Below are 19,315 nucleotides of genomic sequence, written 5' to 3'. Positions count from 1 at the left end.
CGTACGTCCGTACGCCGCGGCGGCCGGTCCGCTCAGTCCGCCGTGTCCTCCCGGCGCACCGACAGCAGGTCCTCCAGCTGCTCCTCGCGCGACTGGGCCGCGACGAACAGCAGCTCGTCGCCCGCCTCCAGCGCGTCCTCCTTGTTGGGCGTGAGCACCCGCGTACCGCGGATGATCGTGACCAGGGAGGTGTCCTCGGGCCACTCCACATCGCCGACCCGGGTGCCCGCCAGGGCCGCCTCCGGGGGCAGCGTGAGCTCGACGAGGTTGGCGTCGCCGTGGCTGAAGCGCAGCAGCCGCACCAGGTCGCCGACGCTCACCGCCTCCTCGACCAGGGCCGACATCAGACGCGGCGTGGAGACCGCGACATCGACGCCCCACGACTCGTTGAACAGCCACTCGTTCTTCGGGTTGTTGACCCGGGCAACCACCCGCGGCACGCCGTACTCGGTCTTGGCGAGCAGCGAGACGACGAGGTTGACCTTGTCGTCGCCGGTCGCCGCGATGACGACGTTGCAGCGCTGCAGCGCCGCCTCGTCCAGCGAGGTGATCTCGCAGGCGTCGGCCAGCAGCCACTCCGCCAGCGGCACCCGCTCGACCGAGATGGCGGTCGGCGCCTTGTCGATGAGCAGGATCTCGTGGCCGTTCTCCAACAGCTCACCGGCGATGGAACGGCCCACCGCGCCCGCGCCCGCGATTGCGACCCTCATGCGTGCGCCTCCTCAGGTCCCCCGGCGAATGCCGCTTCGACCTTCTCGACCTCGTCGCTGCGCATCATCACGTGCACCAGATCGCCCTCCTGCAGCACGGTCTGCGAGGTCGGCAGCATCGCCTCGCCCAGCCGGGTGAGGAAGGCGACCCGTACGCCGGTCTCGTCCTGCAGCTTGCTGATCTTGTGGCCGACCCAGGCAGCGGAGGTGTGCACCTCGGCGAGCTGGACGCCGCCACTCGGGTCCCGCCACAGCGGCTCGGCGCCCGAGGGCAGCAGCCGGCGCAGCATCTGGTCGGCCGTCCAGCGGACGGTGGCGACCGTGGGGATGCCCAGCCGCTGGTAGACCTCGGCGCGGCGCGGGTCGTAGATCCGGGCCGCGACGTTCTCGACACCGAACATCTCGCGGGCCACCCGGGCCGCGATGATGTTGGAGTTGTCACCGCTGGAGACGGCGGCGAAGGCGCCCGCCTCCTCGATGCCGGCCTCGCGGAGCGTGTCCTGGTCGAAGCCGACGCCGGTCACCCGGCGGCCGCCGAAGGACGAGCCCAGGCGGCGGAACGCGGTCGGGTCCTGGTCGACCACCGCGATGGTGTGCCCCTGGCTCTCCAGGGTCTGCGCGAGCGCTGAGCCCACCCGGCCGCACCCCATGATGACGATGTGCATGCTGATTACCCCGTGCCTTGGACTAGCGCGCTGACCTGCACAAACACCCTGCTCACTACTTTCTTCTCCGAGTACCGGCGACACGAAGCCACTGCTCGCGACACGGACCCGGTACGGCAACGCGAGCGCCGGGCGCACCGTGGTCCGGTACAACCGTAGCCGTAATGACGTGCCCTGGAGGGGCCGCGGTCGGCGCCGTTGTGAAGCGGTCGGGCACCGCGCCCGCATCGGATCCCGCGCCCGGCCGCGCTTCGGCGCACCGTATGAGGCACGCTACGAGGTGTGCCCAACCTGCCTCAGCAGCCCCAACAGGGCTCCCTCGCCCCGCATATGGTGGTCTGCGGCGACGATGCGCTCGCGCACCGGCTCGCCGTCGAACTCCAGGACGTCTACCGCGAACGGGTGACCCTCGTGGTGCCCTCCGCCCGCGAGCCGCACCGGCCGCGCATTCCCCCGCCGGCGCGCGCCCTCGGCCGGGCGACGGCGCTGCTGGGGCGGATGTCGGCGGCGATGGCCCGTACTTCGCTGACACCCGCCCCGCCCCCCTCCCCGACGCCGTCCGAGGCGGCCGATGACGAGGACCTGCCGCCCGAGGAGGCCATTCGGATCGTGGAGGCGGCCGAAGCCGACGACCGAGCCTTAACCGAGGCCGGTATCGCCGACGCGGGCGCGCTGGCGCTCGTCTATGACGACGACGAGACCAATATCCACGCCGCGCTGCGCGTCCGCCGCCTCAACCCCCGGCTGCGCCTGGTCATCCGCCTCTACAACCGCAAACTCGGCCAGCATCTGGAGGAGTTGCTCGACCAGGCCGCGACGGTCGACGCCCGGGAGGCCGACGGCGCGAGCGTCGACGCCTCCACCACCGTGCTGTCCGACGCGGACACCGTGGCCCCCGCGCTCGCCGCCACCGCGGTCGCCGGGACCAGCAAGGTGATCGAGGCGGACGGGCTGATGCTGCGGGCGGTCGAGCGTGCGCCGGTGCCTCCGGGCCGGCCCGCCGGACCCGGTCTGTGCACCCTCGCGGTGCTCTCCGCCTCCGCCAACGACCCGGCGGACGCGCCGAGTTCGACGGGCGGCGGCAGCGATGACGGGCCTGTGCTGCTGCCGGACGACGACACGGTCGCGGCCGCCGCCGGCTGCGGCACCGTCGTCCTGGAAACCGTCTCGTACACCGGCCGGACGGTGCGCCCCGGCGGGCTGCGCGGCCGGGGCGCACCCCTCACCTCGCTGTTCTCCCGGCGGCTGCGCTGGTCGCTGGCCGGTGTCGTCGGTGCGGTGCTGGCGGTGGCCGTGGCCTCCTGGCTCACCACCCCCGACGAGACCCCGCTGCACGCCGCGTATCTCTCGCTCCTGGACCTCTTCGCCATCAACGATCCGGCGCTCGGCGAGCCACTGCCCCGCAAGATCCTCCAGCTGCTGTCCGGACTGATCGGGCTGTTGCTGCTGCCGGTGCTGGTCGCGGCGGCGTTCGAGGGGCTCGGCACGTTCCGCAGTGCCTCGGCGCTGCGCCGTCCGCCGCGCGGTCTGTCCGGGCATGTGGTGCTGCTCGGGCTCGGGAAGGTCGGTACCCGGGTGCTGACCCGGCTGCATGAGCTGGGCATCCCCGTGGTGTGCATCGAGGGCGATCCGGAGGCGCGCGGTATCGCGCTGGCCCGCCGGTTGCGGGTGCCGACCGTTCTGGGGGACGTCACCCAGGAAGGCGTGCTGGAGGCTGCGAAGGTCGACCGTGCGCAGACATTGCTCGCCTTGACCAGCGACGACACCACGAACCTGGAGGCCGCTCTCTACGCCAGGTCGCTCAAGCCGCGGCTGCGGGTGACGCTGCGGCTGTTCGACGACCGGTTCGCCACCGCCGTCTACCGCACGCTGCGCGCCGCGCACCCGCGGGCGCTGACCCGAAGCCGCAGCGTCTCCTTCCTGTCCGCGCCCGCCTTCGCCGGCGCGATGATGGGCCGTCAGATCCTGGGGGCCATCCCCGTGGAGCGGCGGGTGCTGCTGCTCGCCCGCGTCGAGGTGCGCGGCCATGCCGTCCTGGAGGGCCGTACGGTGGCCGAGGTGCTGCGGCCGGGGCGGCTGCGGGTGCTGGCCGTCGACACCTCGGCGCCCGACGACCCCGATCCGGCGGGCTCGCCGGACACCGCCGGCGCGCCACACCAGGACACCGCACGCGGTCCGGCCCACCTGGTGCACGAGCTGGGCGACGGATATGTCCTGCGGCCGCAGGACCGCGTCCTGCTGGCCGCCACCCGCCAGGGCCTGGGCGACCTGCTGGCCCGGCGGCCGCGCGCGACCGCCGTCCGGCAGGATTGATCACGGCCTGGATGTCAGGGACCTGGCAACCAGGGAAGGGTGGGGGGTGAGCGTGCGCACCCTCTCCTGCCGGCTGGACCGGATCGCCTTCCTGACCGGCTACGACCCGGCCGACGCGCTGCAGCGCTTCACGCTGGAGACGGCGGTTATGGGCGCCCGGCTGCTGGGGTGGCCGGAAAAGCCGTTGTAGCCGGGGCCGCCGTGCGGTCTCCGTACCGCGTCAGCAGATCATCAGGAACGCATAAAGGTTGCCGGATTCCGGCAATGTGCCCGCCCCGGTGGTGCTGTCACGATCGACCCGGCCGCACGCTGCCGGCCGCCGCCGCCCACGGCTGCCCGCCGATGCGGTGCCATGGGCGCGCGCGGTCGGCGCGCGGCGTGGGCGGGAGGTGCGGATCGTGTGCAGGCGCGGTGCCCGGTGCCGTTCTGACCAGGCACGCCGGGCCGCACCGGACCTCCGCGTGACCGCCATGCGGGTGGTGGGTGGGCGTGAGCGTTGACAAAGGCTTAGCATCCTCTCCGTGTCCAAACTGACCGACGTGCCCAAACGGATCCTGATCGGGCGCGCACTGCGCAGCGACAAGCTGGGGGAGACGCTCCTTCCCAAGCGCATTGCCCTCCCCGTCTTCGCGTCCGACCCGCTGTCCTCCGTGGCCTACGCGCCGGGTGAGGTACTGCTCGTGCTCTCCGTTGCGGGGGTGTCGGCATACACATTCAGCCCCTGGATCGCGGTCGCGGTCGTGGTGCTGATGTTCACCGTCGTGGCGTCGTACCGGCAGAACGTGCACGCCTACCCGAGCGGCGGCGGCGACTACGAGGTCGCCACCACGAATCTCGGCCCGCGGGCAGGCCTCACCGTCGCCAGCGCCCTGCTCGTCGACTATGTGCTGACCGTCGCGGTCTCCATCTCCTCCGGCATCGAGAACCTGGGCTCCGCGATCCCCTTCGTCGTCGAGCACAAGACCCTCTGCGCGGTCGCTGTCATCGTCCTGCTGACGCTGATGAACCTGCGCGGGGTCAGGGAATCCGGCAAGCTCTTCGCGATCCCCACGTACGTCTTCGTGGCCGGTGTCTTCATCATGATCGCGTGGGGCGCGATCCGCGGCCTGGTGATGGGCGACACCATGAAGGCCCCCACCGCCGACCTCACCATCCACGCCGAACAGGGCGGCCTGGCCGGCTTCGCGCTGGTCTTCCTCCTGCTGCGCGCGTTCTCCTCCGGGTGTGCCGCGCTCACCGGCGTCGAGGCGATCTCCAACGGCGTCCCGGCCTTCCGCAAGCCCAAGTCCAAGAACGCCGCCACGACGCTGGCGCTCATGGGCGGCCTGGCCGTCACCATGTTCTGCGGCATCATCGCCCTGGCCATGGCCACCAACGTGCACATGGCGGAGAGCCCGGCCAAGGACCTGCTGAGGAACGGCACACCGGTCGGCGCCGGCTTCACCCAGGACCCGGTCATCTCCCAGGTCGCCGCCGCGGTCTTCGGCAGCGGCTCGTTCCTCTTCGTCGTGCTGGCCGCCGCCACCGCGCTGGTCCTCTTCCTGGCCGCCAACACCGCGTACAACGGCTTCCCGCTGCTCGGCTCGATCCTCGCCCAGGACCGCTATCTGCCGCGCCAGCTGCACACCCGCGGCGACCGCCTGGCCTTCTCCAACGGCATCGTGCTGCTGGCCGGCGCCGCCGCCGTCCTCACCTATATCTACGGCGCCGACTCCACCCGCCTCATCCAGCTCTACATCGTCGGCGTCTTCGTCTCCTTCACGCTCAGCCAGATCGGCATGGTCCGCCACTGGAACCGCCACCTGCTGACCGAGAAGGACCCGGCCAAGCGCCGCCGGATGCAGAGCTCGCGCGCCATCAACGCCTTCGGCGCCACCTTCACCGGCCTCGTCCTCGCCGTCGTGCTGCTGACGAAGTTCACCCACGGCGCGTGGGTGGCGCTGCTCGGCATGGTCATCTTCTTCGTCACGATGACCGCGATCCGCCGCCACTACGACCGGGTCTCCGACGAGATCGCCGCCGACGACACCCCCGACGACGACGTCGTACGCCCCTCCCGGGTGCACTCCCTCGTCCTGGTCTCCAAGGTCCACAAGCCCACCCTGCGCGCCCTGAACTACGCCAAGCTGATGCGCTCGGACACTCTCGAAGCGGTCAGCGTCGACGTCGACCAGGCCGACACCAGGGCGCTGCGCGAGGAGTGGGAACGCCGCGGCATCGAGGTCCCCCTCAAGGTCCTCGCCTCCCCCTACCGCGAGATCACCCGGCCGATCATCGACCACGTCAAGTCGCTGCGCCGGCAGAGCCCGCGCGACGCCGTCTCCGTCTACATCCCGGAATACGTCGTCGGCCACTGGTACGAGCACCTGCTGCACAACCAGTCGGCGCTGCGCCTCAAGGGCCGCCTCCTCTTCACCCCCGGCGTCATGGTCACCTCCGTGCCCTGGCAGCTCGACTCCTCCGAAGCCGCCAAGAAGCGGGCCCGCAAGCGCGCCGAGTGGAACGCACCGGGCGCGGTGCGGCGGGGGCCGGTCGCCGCCCAGCCGAAGAAGGACAAGACCACTCAGAAGGACAGGGCCGCCCAGAAGGACAAACAGGAGAAGACGCCGGCCACCGAGCGGTGACCGCCGGTCCCCGGGCCGGCGGGCAGGGGCATCGCACAACGCCACGTAGAATTGACGGCTGGCCTCCCGCCCGGAGGCCGGCCGTCATGCTCACTCCCCCGCACCCCTGGAGCCCTCCCACCATGCAGACCGAACCCAAGAAGTCGCTGGTAGGGGAGGAGTACGAGGTCGAGGTCGGCCCGGTCGCGCACGGCGGCCACTGCATCGCCCGTACGGCCGAGGGCCAGGTCCTCTTCGTACGCCACGCCCTGCCCGGCGAACGCGTCATCGCCCGCGTCACCGACGGCGAAGAAGGCGCCCGCTTCCTCCGCGCGGACGCCGTGGAGATCCGCACCGCCTCCAAGGACCGGGTCGAGGCCCCCTGCCCCTTCTCCGGCCCCGGCCGCTGCGGCGGCTGCGACTGGCAGCACGCCGCGCCCGGTGCCCAGCGCCGCTTCAAGGGCGCCGTCATCGCCGAGCAGCTGGAGCGGCTGGCCGGTCTCTCCCCGGAGGAGGCCCGCTGGGACGGCACCGTCGAGCCCGCCCCGGGCGACAAGGTCGCCAAGGGCGAGGTGCCGGCCTGGCGTACCCGCGTCCAGTACGCCATCGACGACGAGGGCCAGGTCGGCCTCCGCAAGCACCGCTCGCACGACGTCCAGCCGATCTCCCACTGCATGATCGCCGCCCCCGGCGTCTCGGAACTGGGCATCGAGAAGCGCCAGTGGCCGCAGATCGCCACCGTCGAGGCCATCGCCGCCACCGGCTCCCACGACCGCCAGGTCGTCCTCACCCCCAAGCCCGGCGGCCGCCTCCCGATCGTCGAACTCGACAAGCCGGTGTCGGTCATGCGGGTGAGCGAGAAGGACGGCTCCGTCCACCGCGTCCACGGCCGCCCCTTCGTCCGCGAACGCGCCGCCGACCGCACCTGGCGGGTCGGCAACGGCGGCTTCTGGCAGGTCCACCCGAAGGCCGCCGACCTCCTGGTCGAGGCCGTCATGCAGGGCCTGATGCCGAAGAAGGGCGACATGGCCCTCGACCTGTACTGCGGCGTGGGCCTCTTCGCCGGCGCCCTCGCCGAACGCGTCGGCGACAAGGGCGCGGTCCTCGGCATCGAGTCGGGCAAGCGGGCCGTCGAGGACGCCCGCCACAACCTCCAGGACCTCGACCGCGTCCGCATCGAACACGGCAAGGTCGACCAGATCCTCCCCCGCACCGGCATCACCGACGTCGACCTCATCGTCCTCGACCCCCCACGCGCCGGCGCCGGCAAGAAGACCGTCACCCAACTCGCCGCCCTCACCCCGCGCCGCATCGCCTACGTCGCCTGCGACCCGGCGGCCCTGGCCCGCGACCTGAAGTACTTCGCGGAGGCGGGGTATGTGCCGCGCAGGATGCGGGCGTTCGATCTGTTCCCGATGACGCATCACGTGGAGTGCGTGGCGATTCTGGAACCCAGCGGAAAGCAGCGCTGAGCCGGGGGCTCCTGGGCCGGAGGCAGGCTCGGGGGCCGGTGGAGGCCATGGAGCTCGAACGCGCCGGACCCCCGCACCCATGCCGGATGCGGGGGCCGGTCGAGCGCCCGTCGGGCGGATCGTGCGACTCGGTCAGAAGAGACCCTGCGTCAACGCGACCGAGTCGGGCACCGCGACCTCCTCGGGGGCCGAGAGAGGCATGATCCCCATGATCTGCTGGCACACGTAGTGGGCCGACATCATGGCGCCCTCCTGCCAGCCGGGCAGTGGGGAGATCTGGTCGCCGGTGATGTAGAACGCGTCGGTTCCCTCGGGCTGGAGCAGTTGTTTGTACGCCGTTTTGTGGGCGGGCTCATCTGGTTTCCAGGCCGCCCAGCCGCCCAATTGGTGGGGCACTTTGTGCCAGGCGATGGTGACGCCCTTGTCGTCGGGGACGAGGTCTCTGTTCTTGAACTCCGGGTGGAGTTCCATGGCGCCTTTGCGGGCCATTTCCAGACGTTCGGCAGGGGAGCAGTTGCCGAGTTCCTCCGCCTGCTTCTGGAAGTTGTAGGCGCCGGTCAGAGTTCCCTTGTCGGAGAAGTAGTCGTTGGACGGATACCACAGCTGGGTGATGTTGTGGCCGGTCCAGCTGATGCCTCCGTAGATGCCTTCGGTGTCGCTGACGCTGTCGAGGTCGCCTTCCCAGAAGCGGCGGTTGGCCTGCCAGCCGACCTTGCAGGTCTTCTCGAAGTCGACGGCCTGGATGGCGTTCTCGAAGGGAGTCGTGAAGTTGGTGCGGTCGATGTCGCGGAGCACCGGGATCGGGATGTTGCTGACGCAGTAGCGCGCCTCGGCGGTGAACAGGTCGTCGTCCTTCGCATATCTGACGCTGACGCGGGTGCCGTTTTTGTCGCGCTTGTCGATCTTGATGTCGGTGACCTCGGCACCGAGTACGAATTTCGCCCCGGCCCGTTTCGCCTCGCGGGCCAGCGCCTTGACGATATGGTCCATGCCGCCGACCGGCTGGAACATCGTGGCCTGCCACAGATAGTCGATCGGCTGGTAGAAGCGGGCCTTCCAGAAGCCCGAATTCACCAGGTCCTCGAACGACAGCGGCGGGGCCGGGGTGGGCCACTCCTCGATATCGGGCGGGGCCAGATATCCGGAGCGGGTGGTGCCGCGGTATTTTCCGTTCTCGTCGAGCGCACCGAACACCCGCAGCATTTTGCGCATTTCATCGGTGAAATTGTCGAGGTCGTGCAGCGTCTCGTGGAGCTTGGCCGCGATATGGCCGCGGGTGTCGTTCGCCACCCGGCGGTTGGGCCAGGCCACCTTGGCATGCGGCGGACGGACCCGGTTCGCCGTGGTCTCCATGACGTACGGCTCCAGCTCCACGCCGAAGTCGCGGCAGTACTTGAGCACCCGCCGGTGGTGGTACGGGATCCGGCCCGGCCCCAGGTTGAGGTACATGCCGTCGTCGAACGCGCAGGTGTGCGTGTGGGTGAGCTCCCCGGACTCGTCGACCTCGTAGAGCTCGTCGCCGTTGCGTGCGGTGCGGTTGCGGCCGCCGACGCGCTGCGACGCCTCCAGGACGGTGCACCGATAGCCGAGCCTGCTCAGCTCGTAGGCGGCCGTCAGGCCCGCGACGCCGGCACCGAGGATCAGTACCCGCTCGCCGCCGCCCGGCGTTCCCTCGGGCCCTACGGTGCCGGTCCATCCGATGGCCTCCGGCCCGGACAGACCGCTCATGGCGTGCCGGAGCGCTTTCGCCGAGTCGCCGGCGGGACCGTTCGCCGATGCCGTCCGCTGCTTGTTGGCGGTGGTCATCCCACTCTCCCTTCCAAGGGCTCGCCGACGGGCGGCGGACAGTTCTCGTCGATCTTGTACTGGAGCGCCCGGGGGTAGTCGTGCCGCGCCAGCTTCACCCGCACGACGATCGGGCCCCGGTTGATCGGGTCATGGGGCTCGGCGATCTGCTTCAGCAGCTTTTCGAGGTCGTCGTGCTTTCGGACGGCGACTCCGTGCATCGGTTGCTTCTCGGAGCCGAAGACCTTGGCGAGTTCCTCGTACCGCCACGGATGCAGGTTGTTGTAGAAGTCCGCGCCGTCGGAGGCCGGTACCGCGCCCTTGTAGTAGCAGGGGTGGACGAGCATCTGCTCGATGCCGTAGAAGCCCTCGTTGTCCAGGACGAACACGATGGGGCGCAGCCCGTGCCGGACATGGGTGGACAGCTCCTGGCAGGTCTCCTGGAACGAGCCGTCGCCGACGAAGACCATGGGGCGCTTCCCGGTGGAGCGACGGCCCAGCGCCACCCCGGTGGCCGCGCCGACCGAGTAGCCGATGGACAGCCAGCTGTTCTGCGCCACATAGGAGGCGCGTTCCGCCATACGCAGGTTCATCGAGCCGATCAACGCGAACGCGGCGTCGCTGACCACGGTGAACGGATGGCTGAGCGCACCGGACTGCTCCTCCTCGGTCTGCGACTCCAGGAAGGCGTTGATGTGCCGGAAGAAGCTGTCGTACGTCACGTTCTCCGGATAGCGGCCGCCGGTCAGTGAGGACAGGTGGGCGGCGGTGCTCTCGGGAACGTCGAGGCCGTCCTCGTAGGCGCGGGCGAAGTAGTCCGCCGCGAAGGCACCGGCGCCGAACTCGACGACCAGGCGTTCCCGCAGCGCGGGGATGAACTGGGCGAGCTGCACGTCCGGGAAGTACGAGGCGCCGACGTGGACGCCCTCGTGGGCGGCCACCGCCCAGTCCTCGCCGATCGACCGCTTGCCGCCGAGGTTCTTCGAGGTCGCCCAGGAGCCCAGCCCGATGCGGCAGCCGGCGTTCTGGAAGACCTTGGCCACGTCCGGATGACTGGCCTTGCCGTTGTAGACGCCGGAGAAGCCCGGGGTGTACTCGGAGACGACGGACTTGGCGCCGACGGTGGTGCAGAACGGGATCCGGGTCTCCCGTACCAGCTTCTCGAACTCCTCGGACAGGTTGAAGCGGTCGATCTCCTCGCCGGCCCACAGCACCGGATTGCGGTAGCGCCGGACCAGGTCCACACATGCGGTGACCGCGGTGTCCAGCATCCGTCTGTTCTGCGCGGTCGGCGGCCGTTCCCGGCGCGTCAGACGGCCGCGCGGTGCCGGGCACCGTGCCTCCCAGACGTCTTCCATGACCTCCAGGTAGACCGGCCGCCGGTGGGACAGACAGGCGGTGAGGGCGCCGTCGATCTGGGTGGGGGCCAGACCGGGGTTGGAGATGGCCTGGGCGTCCACCGTCACCTGCCGGTAGATGTCCAGATTGCTCTCCGGACGCTGCGACATATGCGAGGTGAGCAGCCCGATCGCCTGCTGGTTCAGCCACTGCTCGTAGGTGGGGGCCGCGTTGATGGCGATCAGCGGCACGTACTCGGTGAAGGCGCCGCCGACCGCGTTGAGCAGGTTGAACGCGCCCACGCCGTAGGTGACGGCGGCCGCGCCGATGCCCTGCTCGCCGAGCGCGATCTCGGCGTCGGCGACCTTCACCCGGGTGTAGCCGTCGGCGGCCTGGCCGGCGCCGCCCTCGGTCGGGGTGCCCACCCAGCGCACCCCGGTCTTCTCGTGCAGCGTCGACAGGAACGGGCCGAGGTGGTTGCCGGGGACGCCGAACAGATGGGTGATGCCGAGCTGTTCCAGCCGGACGGCCAGGTACTCGGCCACCGTGCAGGTCTTTGCTGTGGTGGTCATGAGGTCAGCACTTCCTCTCGTGGCCGGTCCGATCGATGCCCGTCCGACGATGCGGCCGCCGCCCTGCGCTCGCGTGGCGCCTCGGCCGGCAGGGGAACGGCGCCCTCGCCCGGCGCGGGGGCCTCGTGCACGGCGATGGCGGCCCGTACGGCCGTCTCCACCGCGCCTTCGATCCAGGCGTGTTTGAGGGACACATGCTCACCGGCGAAGTGGACCGGGCCCTCGGCCCGTACCACGTCCAGATGGAAGCTGGTCATCTGATGCGGGGTGTAGACCGCGGCCTCACCGCATGCGTACGGGTCGCGCAGCCAGCTCTGGGTCTGGCCGGCACCGGTGTAGAACACCTCGATACGGCGGCCGTGCACCGACTGGAGGTTGCGCAGCGCGTACCCGTAGCGCTCGTCGTCCTCCATGGAGTCCCAGCGCGCGGCGTCGTCCGACCAGGAGTAGGCGGCCAGCACGACCCCGCCCTTGCTCCTCGGAACGGGATGCGAGGGGTAGTACATGAACCGGTTGGGGTTGTCGGTGGTGGAACCGCCGCCGAAGACGTTGGTGGCCGGTCGCACGGTGCCGCCGCGCGGCGGCTCGTTGCGCAGGTAGGCCACCTGCCCGGCGCTGATGCGCTTCTCGTCGACGCTCGGGTGGGCGCCGAGCAGCCCGGTGGGCAGCTTCCGCAGCTTCTGCGGGACGGCCGCGGCCGCCTCGGCCCCGTCCTCTCCCCGCTGCTGGTAGTACTCGTAGAGGCCGGGTTCGATGGCGTCGAGTTCCCGCTTCCAGTCCGCCTCGGTGAACTCCCACCAGCGGCGCGAGAACTCCAGGAGCACCTTGGTGGCCTGGTCGTAGTGCGTCTCGATGACGGCGCGCCGCTTCTTGTACGAGAACGGCGGCGTCACCGCGGTGAAGCGCAGACCGGAGAACGGGACGGTGACGATCGCCAGGTCGCCGTACCACGTCTCCGGCTCGCAGTACGGGTCTCCCTCGGGAACCGTCTGGATCGCCACCGCGGATCCGCCCGGTCCGACCAGCCCGTTGTGCGCCCCGTCGCGGCTCGGGTCCCAGTACTCCAGCCGGGTCATGCGCTGGCCCATCACGATCTGGTCCCGCAGATCCTTGGCGAGCGCCTCCGGGAGCTTGCGGCTGCCGCCCTCGATCTCCCAGTAGGTGACGTCCGGGTTGATGTCGCTGCGGCCCAGGAAGGTGTGGAAGAACGCGAGGTGCAGCCGCGAGGTCATGTTCTCGATCGTGCCGATCGCCTCGACGGCCTCGTCGCTGAACCCGGCGTACTCGCGCAGGAAGCGGCCCATCGAATAGCCGTCGAAGTCGCGGATGACCCCGGCCCAGCCGTCCAGCCACTGCTTGAACGGCTTGTCGACCCGCTTCCCGCCGACCACGTCCGAGTAGTAGTCGCGGACCGGCTCCAGGGCCTGGTTGACCATCTCGGCGACGGTCACCCGCGTTTCGCAGCCGGTGAGCTGGAAGCCCCCGTTGATCCCCGAGGGGTCCTTGGCGTACTGGGCGCGCCGGACCTGCTGGCGGTTGGTGCGGATCCAGGTCTGGTTGCGCTTGTCCGGCTCCTTGAACTCCGGGCTGGGGTCGCCGTTCGTCCATACCTTGTTGTCCTTGAACGAGCGGTAGACGACCGGTGGGACCGGGGCCTGCTGATTGCCCGTCCCGGGGGCGATGTCGACATTGAAGAACAGCCGTCGCTTCAGGCCGAGCTTGTCGACCAGCGCCAGCGTCAGCGGGTGGAAGCTGGGCAGCCGCATCGCCCCGGCTTCCGCGTACTGCGCGGGGTCGGTGAAGGGCGACGGCTCTCCCTTCTTGGTGTGGAAGGTCTTGATGCGGCCCCCGACCCGGTTGGCGTTGGCCTCCAGGATCGTCACGTCGTGTCCGGCGCTGCTGAGCAGCGAGCCGGCCACGAGACCGGCGATGCCCGCTCCGACGATCAGTACGCGCTTGGGTTCGCTCGCCTGCGGGAGCCCGCTGTCGATCAGTACGTCGAGGTAGCGCAGCTTGAGGTCCTCATTGGCCGGCTCGGGACCGATTAACAGGAGTTCGCGCGCCAGCTGCTGGAACGTCTTCCACTCGGCGCGCTCGACGCCGGTGCTTTCCCTGCGGGTGGTGTTGTCCATGGCGCCTCAGTCCTTCTCGTGCAGGGGCTTGTTCGCGGCGAGCCGCCGCAGGGTGCTGATCGAGGGGGTGAACGCGTACACCGCGCCGGTCGTCTGGACGAATCTGTCCATCGACACGGTGCCTTCCTGGCCGTCGGCCAGCACGATGTGCGCGTCTGGGTCCCCGCCCCACTGGGCGAGGCCGGTCACCTTGTCGATGCCGTTGGGGGCGCCGGGCGTGCCGGGCAGGAACTTCGGGCTGTTCGACCAGTCCCGCTGCACGAACTCGAACTGCCGCTCCAGCGAGGTGCCGTAACACACGAACATCAGGCCTCGGTCGGCGTCTGCCGATTGCGGTGTGTAGGCGGGACCGTACGGAATTCCGCGGCGCATGATGCGGTGCTTCTGTGACGACACGAAATGGCGGGGGTGTGATCTGCGGATATGCGCGGCGCAGGGGGTGAATTTCCCCTCGCCGTCGTTCGCGTAGGTGAAATCGTTGGCGCTCGAACCGACGCCCGTCAGCGGGTTGTCGGCCGGTGCGAGAGGTGTGCCGTCCTTCTTGCGGCCGACCAGGCACGCGCCCAGCATTTCGGGGCTGATGGGCCGTGGTGTGAATTTGTCGGCCTCGCGCACCACCGCGTCGTTCCAGCCCTGGACGTCCTGCCGCAGCCGGCGCACGACTTGCAGGGAACCGTTGTCCATCCACTTGGGGCCCTCGGGCGGCTGCCCGCTCTCACTCTTGTGGCCGAAGACGAATTCGCCGGGCTCGACCATGTCGGCCCCCGGACGGTTCTCCCGGAACCCGGGATTGTCGCGGTCCTCGCGGTGGAAGTCCCGCACACCCGGTTGCGAGATGCCGTCCCGGTAACCGAAGTGCTCATGCCCGCGCAGATCGCCGGTCAGGGTACGGCCGTCGTCCTGATGCACCACCGTCACACCGTGCGCGGAATCCGCGGCGGCGATGTTCTCCAGCTTGTCGTTCAGCGCCTCTTCCGAGTCGGCGGCCACGATCAGTACGGCGTGGACACCGGTATGGCCCGAACCGAACAGCCAGCGCTCGGGGCCGCTCGGACCCTCGTCGCCGAGCTGCTCCGCCATTTCCGCGGGGCCCTTCACAAACGAGGTGAACGACGCCAGATCCTGCCTGACCTTGTCGGGTTCGCGGGCGACTTCGAGCAGGCCCGGGAACGTCAGGGAAACCCCGACCCAGGTGGCGGTGAGGGACGGGTCCTGGCCGTAGGCCCGGCGGGAAAGGGAGAACTCCTCGTTGAAGTCCTCGACGGCGGCGGTCACCGCGACGGTGTTCAACATGACGGACAGCCAGCCACGGCCGCCGACACCCCCGTCGTCGGGGAAGCACACATAGCGGAAAGCCATGTAGTCCTTGTTGAAGGCCGCGAGAATATTGCCCTGGATTTCCTTGGATCGGCGCAACGGCGGTACCGGCATCTGCTCTATGGGCGGTACGGCTGTGGGACGCGCGGAGATCGTGGTCACTCGTGTTTTCTCCTTCTCTGGGTTGTGCCCGGAGTCCTGTGCGGAGCCTTGTGACGTGCCGTTTTCGGGACGTGACGTGGCCCTGCCCGAAGTCCGGTGGGGTGCTTAGCGATGCTTCCGGTGCAATATGGCGCTTGCCTGGGGCATATGACTGACCAGCCGCAAGGGCACACCGAAACAGCCGACGCACGGCTTGCGCTGTCAGCCCAACATCGAATCCGACGGCCCGCAGAAGCACCGGCGCCAACTGGAGCACGGGCGCTACTCGAACCAGTGAGTTCGCGTCGGTCGCGGTGGACGACGCCGCGCAGTGAGCAGAGTCAGGGATGCACCGCGAGGGGTGCCGACCGAATCCGTCAAGGAGCCGACATGACCGCGATCATGCCCCGCTACGAAAGTGACACCATCACCCGGCTGCTCCGCACACCCACCGAGGAATGCGGTGTGGAATGGCTCAGAGAGGCCCTGCAGCAAGCCATTCTCATCGAGATCGCCACCATTCCGCCGTACTCCATCGCCCTGTGGTCGATTGAGCAGAACCTCGACGACGACAGCGGGAACACCATCTACCGCGATATCCGGGAGATCATCTTCGATGAGATGTCCCACATGGGCCTGGTGTGCAACATGCTCACCACCATCGGCGGCACCCCTTTCATCGCCGACGAGGCGGTCATCCCCAAGTACCCCGGGCCGCTCCCCGGCGGCGTACGCCCCTGTATCCGCGCCTTCCTCAGCGGACTGAACAGGGACTCGGTGGAACTGTTCTCCGAAATCGAGAAGCCGGAAACGCCGATTGTCACGATGGGACTCCAGGCGGGCGAGACCTACACCTCCATCGGTGTGTTCTACAACAAGATCCTGGACACCTTCAGGACCATCCCGGAGTCGGAGATCACGGGAGCGCGCCAGGTCGAATTCCCGCTCGGTGTGAAGCACGGCAAGGGGAACGACATCGTTCCCCTGAGGAACCTCGCAGCCATCGAGAAGGCGATCGACATCATCAAGGAGCAGGGAGAGGGGACCAGTGCGTCACCCGTGAATCCCTACCCCGGCTACAAAGATGAGCTCGCGCATTACTACACGTTCCGGCAGATGTTCCACGGTAAGAAACTGGAGAAGAACCCCACGTCGGGCAAGTGGGAGTTCACCGGCCCGCCCGTCGAACTGCCCCGAGCCCATCCGGTGGCGATGGTCCCGCGCGGCGGCTGGCAGCGAGACCCGATCAACCGGCCGGACACGGACACCCAGAAACTGCTGGACAGCTTCAACGAGACCTACACCAGCATGCTGCGCTACCTCGAGGACGCCTGGCTGACGGAAGACGGATCGAAGGCACTGATCGGGAAGGCCATCGGCGCCATGGGGGAGATGCGCCTGATCGCTTCCCAGATCGTCGTCATCCCGCTTCCCGACGGCAGCGGGCGCACCTACGGACCGGAGTTCCTCTACCGCAGGAAGTGACCGTTCCGCGGCGCACCCCTCCGCCGCCGTGCCACGCTGTTGACCACACGATGGCGAAACGGTGTGCCGGAACGGGGCGGTGGAGTGGTGGATCCGATCCTTGCCAGTGCGGGTACGGCCCTGGTCGGGCTGATGGTGACGGAGGCCTGGGGCCAGGCCAGGGAGGGTGTGGTCGCACTGTGGCGGCGGGTTCGGCCCGCCGACGCCGACGCCGTCGGCCGGGACCTCGACGAGGCGCGTGCCGAACTCGTCGAGGCCCGGACCGAGGGCGACGACGGCGACGCGACGGAACGGGAACTGGTCGGTGAGTGGCAGCGACGACTGCTGCGGGTGCTACGGGACGACCCGGCGGCCGCCGACGAGTTGCGGCGCGTACTGGAGGAGGCGGGGCGCGCGGCCGGGGCCACGGAACCTCCCTCCGCCGGCGTGCATCTCCAGGCGCGCGCCGAGGGGCACGCCCAGATCTACCAGGCGGGGCGCGACCTGCGAGTGCAGAAGCCATGAGCGACGGGGCGTCCTTCCGGTCGGACGCGCGCGACCAGGCGCAGAGCTACCAGGCCGCCCGTGATCTGCACATCACCTATCAGCAGGGCGAATCCCCCGGAAAGCCGGCCCGGTTCTCGCTGCCGCACCTGCTGTCGTGCTTCGCCGACGCCCCGCTCCCGGTGTCCGTGCTGTCCCCCGAGGCCGTGGCCGCCGTCCGTATGCCGGGACTGTCGGCGGAGCGGGTGGCGTCCGAACTCGACGCGCTGCGGGCGGCGTCCGGTGCTCCGAGCGGGGCGGACGCCGAACCCGCGGCCGCTCCCGCTCCCGGTCCGCCGGTCGCGTGCGTCCGAGCGGACCCGGCAGCCGTCACGCGAGCGGCCAGGGAGCTGACCGACGACGCACGCACACAACTGAGCACCTGTGCCGCGGCATTGCTGGACCACGCCATGCCCCGGTCCCCCGACGGCCCGGAGCTGGACCTCTTCGCTCCGCATGTGATGGCGCTGCTGTGGCGCCCCGGCCGTGATCACGTACGGCCGGTCGCCGCCGCGCGCCGGGTACGGGACGCGTACGAGAGGCGCGGACGCTACGAGGAGGCCCTGCCGTTCGCCGACCGGACCGTCGAGTCGACGGCCGGGGCCGCCGGGCCCGCTACCGGATCCCGCACCGGAGCGGCGACCGGGTTCGGCGAATCGGACGCCAGAGCCGCCGACGCCCTCGCACTCGGCCAACTCCACAACCACTGCGGCCACTTCGGCGAGGCGGAAGCCGTACTCCGTCCGCTGCTCGCGCAGGCGGAACAGAAGGCGAGCGGACGAGGTCTGTCGCTGGCCGGCCGCACCGGCCCCAGCCTGGCCGAGATGCTCCGGGAGAACTCCAAGGGCCCGTTCACGAGCCGGCTCTCCCCGGTCGACTGCGATGTGCTGGCGCATGTCGCCGACGTACAGCACGCGTTGGCCGACGCACTCTACGGGCAACGCCGCTACGCCGAGTGCGAGCGGCTGCTGTTCACGGCCGTCGGGCTGTACTGGCGGGTCCTGGGCGCCGCGCACCCGGCGCGCATACTGGGCCAGTTGCATCGGGCACGGGTGCTCGGCCGGCAGCGTCTGTGGCTGGAAGCCGTCTCCTTGGTCCGCGACGCCCTCGCCTTTCGCGACACGGCCGCACTCGAACGGGACAGTCCACGGGACGACGCGCTGATCCGCCTCGCACATGCGGAGGTGACCGTGGCGGCGCTCCGTTCCTTGCAGGAGGAGGGCGCGAGCCGGTCGCGGGCCGTCGGCATGTTCCCGGCCCCCGTGGTCCGGTTTCTCGACCGCACGGCGGGCACCAACGCCAGGCTGGACAAGCTGACATGGGACGACGCGCGGCGCCTGGCCGAGGACGCGGCACGCGCCTGCGACCGCGCCTTCGGCTCCGATCACCCTCGTACGCGCACCGCCCGAACACTGCTCGACAGTGCCGGCGGACCCGGCACTCCGGCAGGCACCGCCCGGTAGCCCGTGGCGGTTCCTGTCATCTGCCGGTGCCTCCGGACCACCCGGGCGGCCCGGAACGCTACACGACCGTCCTGCCGTCCGACGTGTTCATCATCGGCGACTCGATGTACCTGCACCTCATGCGCGGCCCGATCTACGACACCCATCACACGGACCTCTGGCGTTCCACCGACGACGGGGAGACCTGGGAGTACCTCTGCGAATGGGATCGCGGCCTGTATGAAGGGCAGTTCCAGCAGAAGACCTACGCGGTGGCCGACGACGGCTTCTGCTACGTCCTGTCGTCGGAGCTCAACCGCCGGCAGGTCTCCGGCCTGCTGCTGCACCGCGTCGGCCACGACCAGGTCGGCGACCCCGCCGCGTACGAGCCATGGGGGGTTCGCCGACGGCAACTGGGCCTGGGGCAATCCGCCGACCGCCGTCGCCAGGCCCCGTACCTGGGGCGAGATCTGCCTGCGCGCGATGGGCGGCGGGTACGCCTTCACCTGGCTGGACATGGCGCCGGCGCCGCTGAACCAGCCGGAGATCAGGGCCAGGTCTTCCCGCTGCCGACTTCGGACCTGTTCACCACGCCCGAGCAGACCCTCATCGTCAACGGCCCACCCGACCAGCAGGGCGGGCTCCTCGTCACCAGCCCGTACGGCGGATTCATCATTCCTGGCTCGACCTTGGACAACTTCCATATCGCGGTCAGTCAGTGGTACGACGACAAGAACTACCGGGTCATGCAATATCGGGGTTCCGTCGACGCTCCTGCCGGCTGTTGAACGGTAAGGAATTCAGGGGCAGTTCGAATG

General features: G+C 69.7%; 12 protein-coding genes and 2 pseudogenes. 8 read left to right on the top strand and 6 right to left on the bottom strand.

Annotated elements, in window-relative coordinates; genetic code table 11:
* Positions 1-32 precede the first annotated feature (32 nt).
* Together FCH28_RS25815 and FCH28_RS25810 are read right to left on the bottom strand one after the other, a co-directional pair.
* Positions 33-710: a potassium channel family protein gene (locus tag FCH28_RS25815; RefSeq protein ID WP_136742525.1), complete on the bottom strand. Its 678-nt coding sequence runs from the start codon at positions 708-710 to the stop codon at positions 33-35.
* On the bottom strand, positions 707-1,375 hold the full coding sequence (locus FCH28_RS25810) for a potassium channel family protein (protein ID WP_136742524.1): 669 nt from the start codon (positions 1,373-1,375) through the stop codon (positions 707-709). The genes FCH28_RS25815 and FCH28_RS25810 overlap by 4 nt, the downstream gene beginning before the upstream one ends.
* A 330-nt stretch (positions 1,376-1,705) precedes the next feature.
* Here FCH28_RS25810 and FCH28_RS25805 point away from each other — a divergent pair, with 330 nt between their 5' ends.
* The 4 genes and pseudogenes from FCH28_RS25805 (at position 1,706) to FCH28_RS25790 (ending at position 7,763) form a co-directional block, all read left to right on the top strand.
* Positions 1,706-3,688 carry an NAD-binding protein gene (locus tag FCH28_RS25805; RefSeq protein ID WP_136742571.1) on the top strand — a complete coding sequence of 661 codons (1,983 nt, stop codon included), beginning with the start codon at positions 1,706-1,708 and terminating at the stop codon, positions 3,686-3,688.
* A gap of 43 nt (positions 3,689-3,731) precedes the next feature.
* A pseudogene (locus FCH28_RS25800) lies at positions 3,732-3,878 on the top strand (PucR family transcriptional regulator); the annotation flags it as partial.
* Positions 3,879-4,209: 331 nt separating this feature from the next.
* Entirely contained in the window at positions 4,210-6,312 is a 2,103-nt protein-coding gene (locus FCH28_RS25795) for an APC family permease (protein ID WP_136742523.1), read from the top strand.
* Positions 6,313-6,434: 122 nt separating this feature from the next.
* A complete protein-coding gene (locus FCH28_RS25790; RefSeq protein WP_136742522.1) occupies positions 6,435-7,763 on the top strand; it encodes a class I SAM-dependent RNA methyltransferase in 1,329 nt (442 codons plus the stop codon).
* Positions 7,764-7,895: 132 nt separating this feature from the next.
* Here FCH28_RS25790 and FCH28_RS25785 read toward each other — a convergent pair whose 3' ends face one another.
* From FCH28_RS25785 to FCH28_RS25770, 4 genes are read right to left on the bottom strand one after another with little or no spacing between them, the layout of a single operon-like run.
* Complete coding sequence (locus FCH28_RS25785; RefSeq protein WP_136742521.1) at positions 7,896-9,569, bottom strand: flavin monoamine oxidase family protein; 1,674 nt, start codon at positions 9,567-9,569, stop codon at positions 7,896-7,898.
* Positions 9,566-11,458, bottom strand: coding sequence for an alpha-keto acid decarboxylase family protein (locus tag FCH28_RS25780; RefSeq protein WP_136742520.1), 1,893 nt, complete (start codon positions 11,456-11,458; stop codon positions 9,566-9,568). Before FCH28_RS25780 ends, FCH28_RS25785 begins: the two co-directional genes overlap by 4 nt.
* Positions 11,455-13,590 (bottom strand): flavin monoamine oxidase family protein, encoded by a 2,136-nt coding sequence (locus tag FCH28_RS25775; RefSeq protein WP_136742519.1) that lies wholly within the window; start codon positions 13,588-13,590, stop codon positions 11,455-11,457. Before FCH28_RS25775 ends, FCH28_RS25780 begins: the two co-directional genes overlap by 4 nt.
* 6 nt (positions 13,591-13,596) lie before the next feature.
* Positions 13,597-15,069, bottom strand: a complete 1,473-nt coding sequence (locus FCH28_RS25770; RefSeq protein ID WP_222852450.1) for a Dyp-type peroxidase — start codon at positions 15,067-15,069, stop codon at positions 13,597-13,599.
* A 369-nt stretch (positions 15,070-15,438) separates the two neighbouring features.
* Here FCH28_RS25770 and FCH28_RS25765 point away from each other — a divergent pair, with 369 nt between their 5' ends.
* The 4 genes and pseudogenes from FCH28_RS25765 to FCH28_RS25750 all read left to right on the top strand — a co-directional run.
* Entirely contained in the window at positions 15,439-16,533 is a 1,095-nt protein-coding gene (locus FCH28_RS25765; protein ID WP_136742518.1) for a ferritin-like domain-containing protein, read from the top strand.
* A gap of 87 nt (positions 16,534-16,620) precedes the next feature.
* Entirely contained in the window at positions 16,621-17,037 is a 417-nt protein-coding gene (locus tag FCH28_RS25760) for a hypothetical protein (protein WP_136742517.1), read from the top strand.
* Positions 17,034-18,518, top strand: coding sequence for a tetratricopeptide repeat protein (locus FCH28_RS39420; RefSeq protein WP_136742516.1), 1,485 nt, complete (start codon positions 17,034-17,036; stop codon positions 18,516-18,518). The genes FCH28_RS25760 and FCH28_RS39420 overlap by 4 nt, the downstream gene beginning before the upstream one ends.
* Before the next feature lie 26 nt (positions 18,519-18,544).
* A pseudogene (locus tag FCH28_RS25750) lies at positions 18,545-19,285 on the top strand (DUF4185 domain-containing protein); the annotation flags it as partial.
* Positions 19,286-19,315 lie beyond the last annotated feature (30 nt).

The sequence above is a fragment of the Streptomyces piniterrae genome, assembly GCF_005048155.1.
Taxonomy (GTDB): domain Bacteria; phylum Actinomycetota; class Actinomycetes; order Streptomycetales; family Streptomycetaceae; genus Streptomyces; species Streptomyces piniterrae.
The sequence above is the reverse complement of the archived record's forward strand: the minus strand, read 5'-3'. Positions and strand labels throughout refer to the sequence as shown.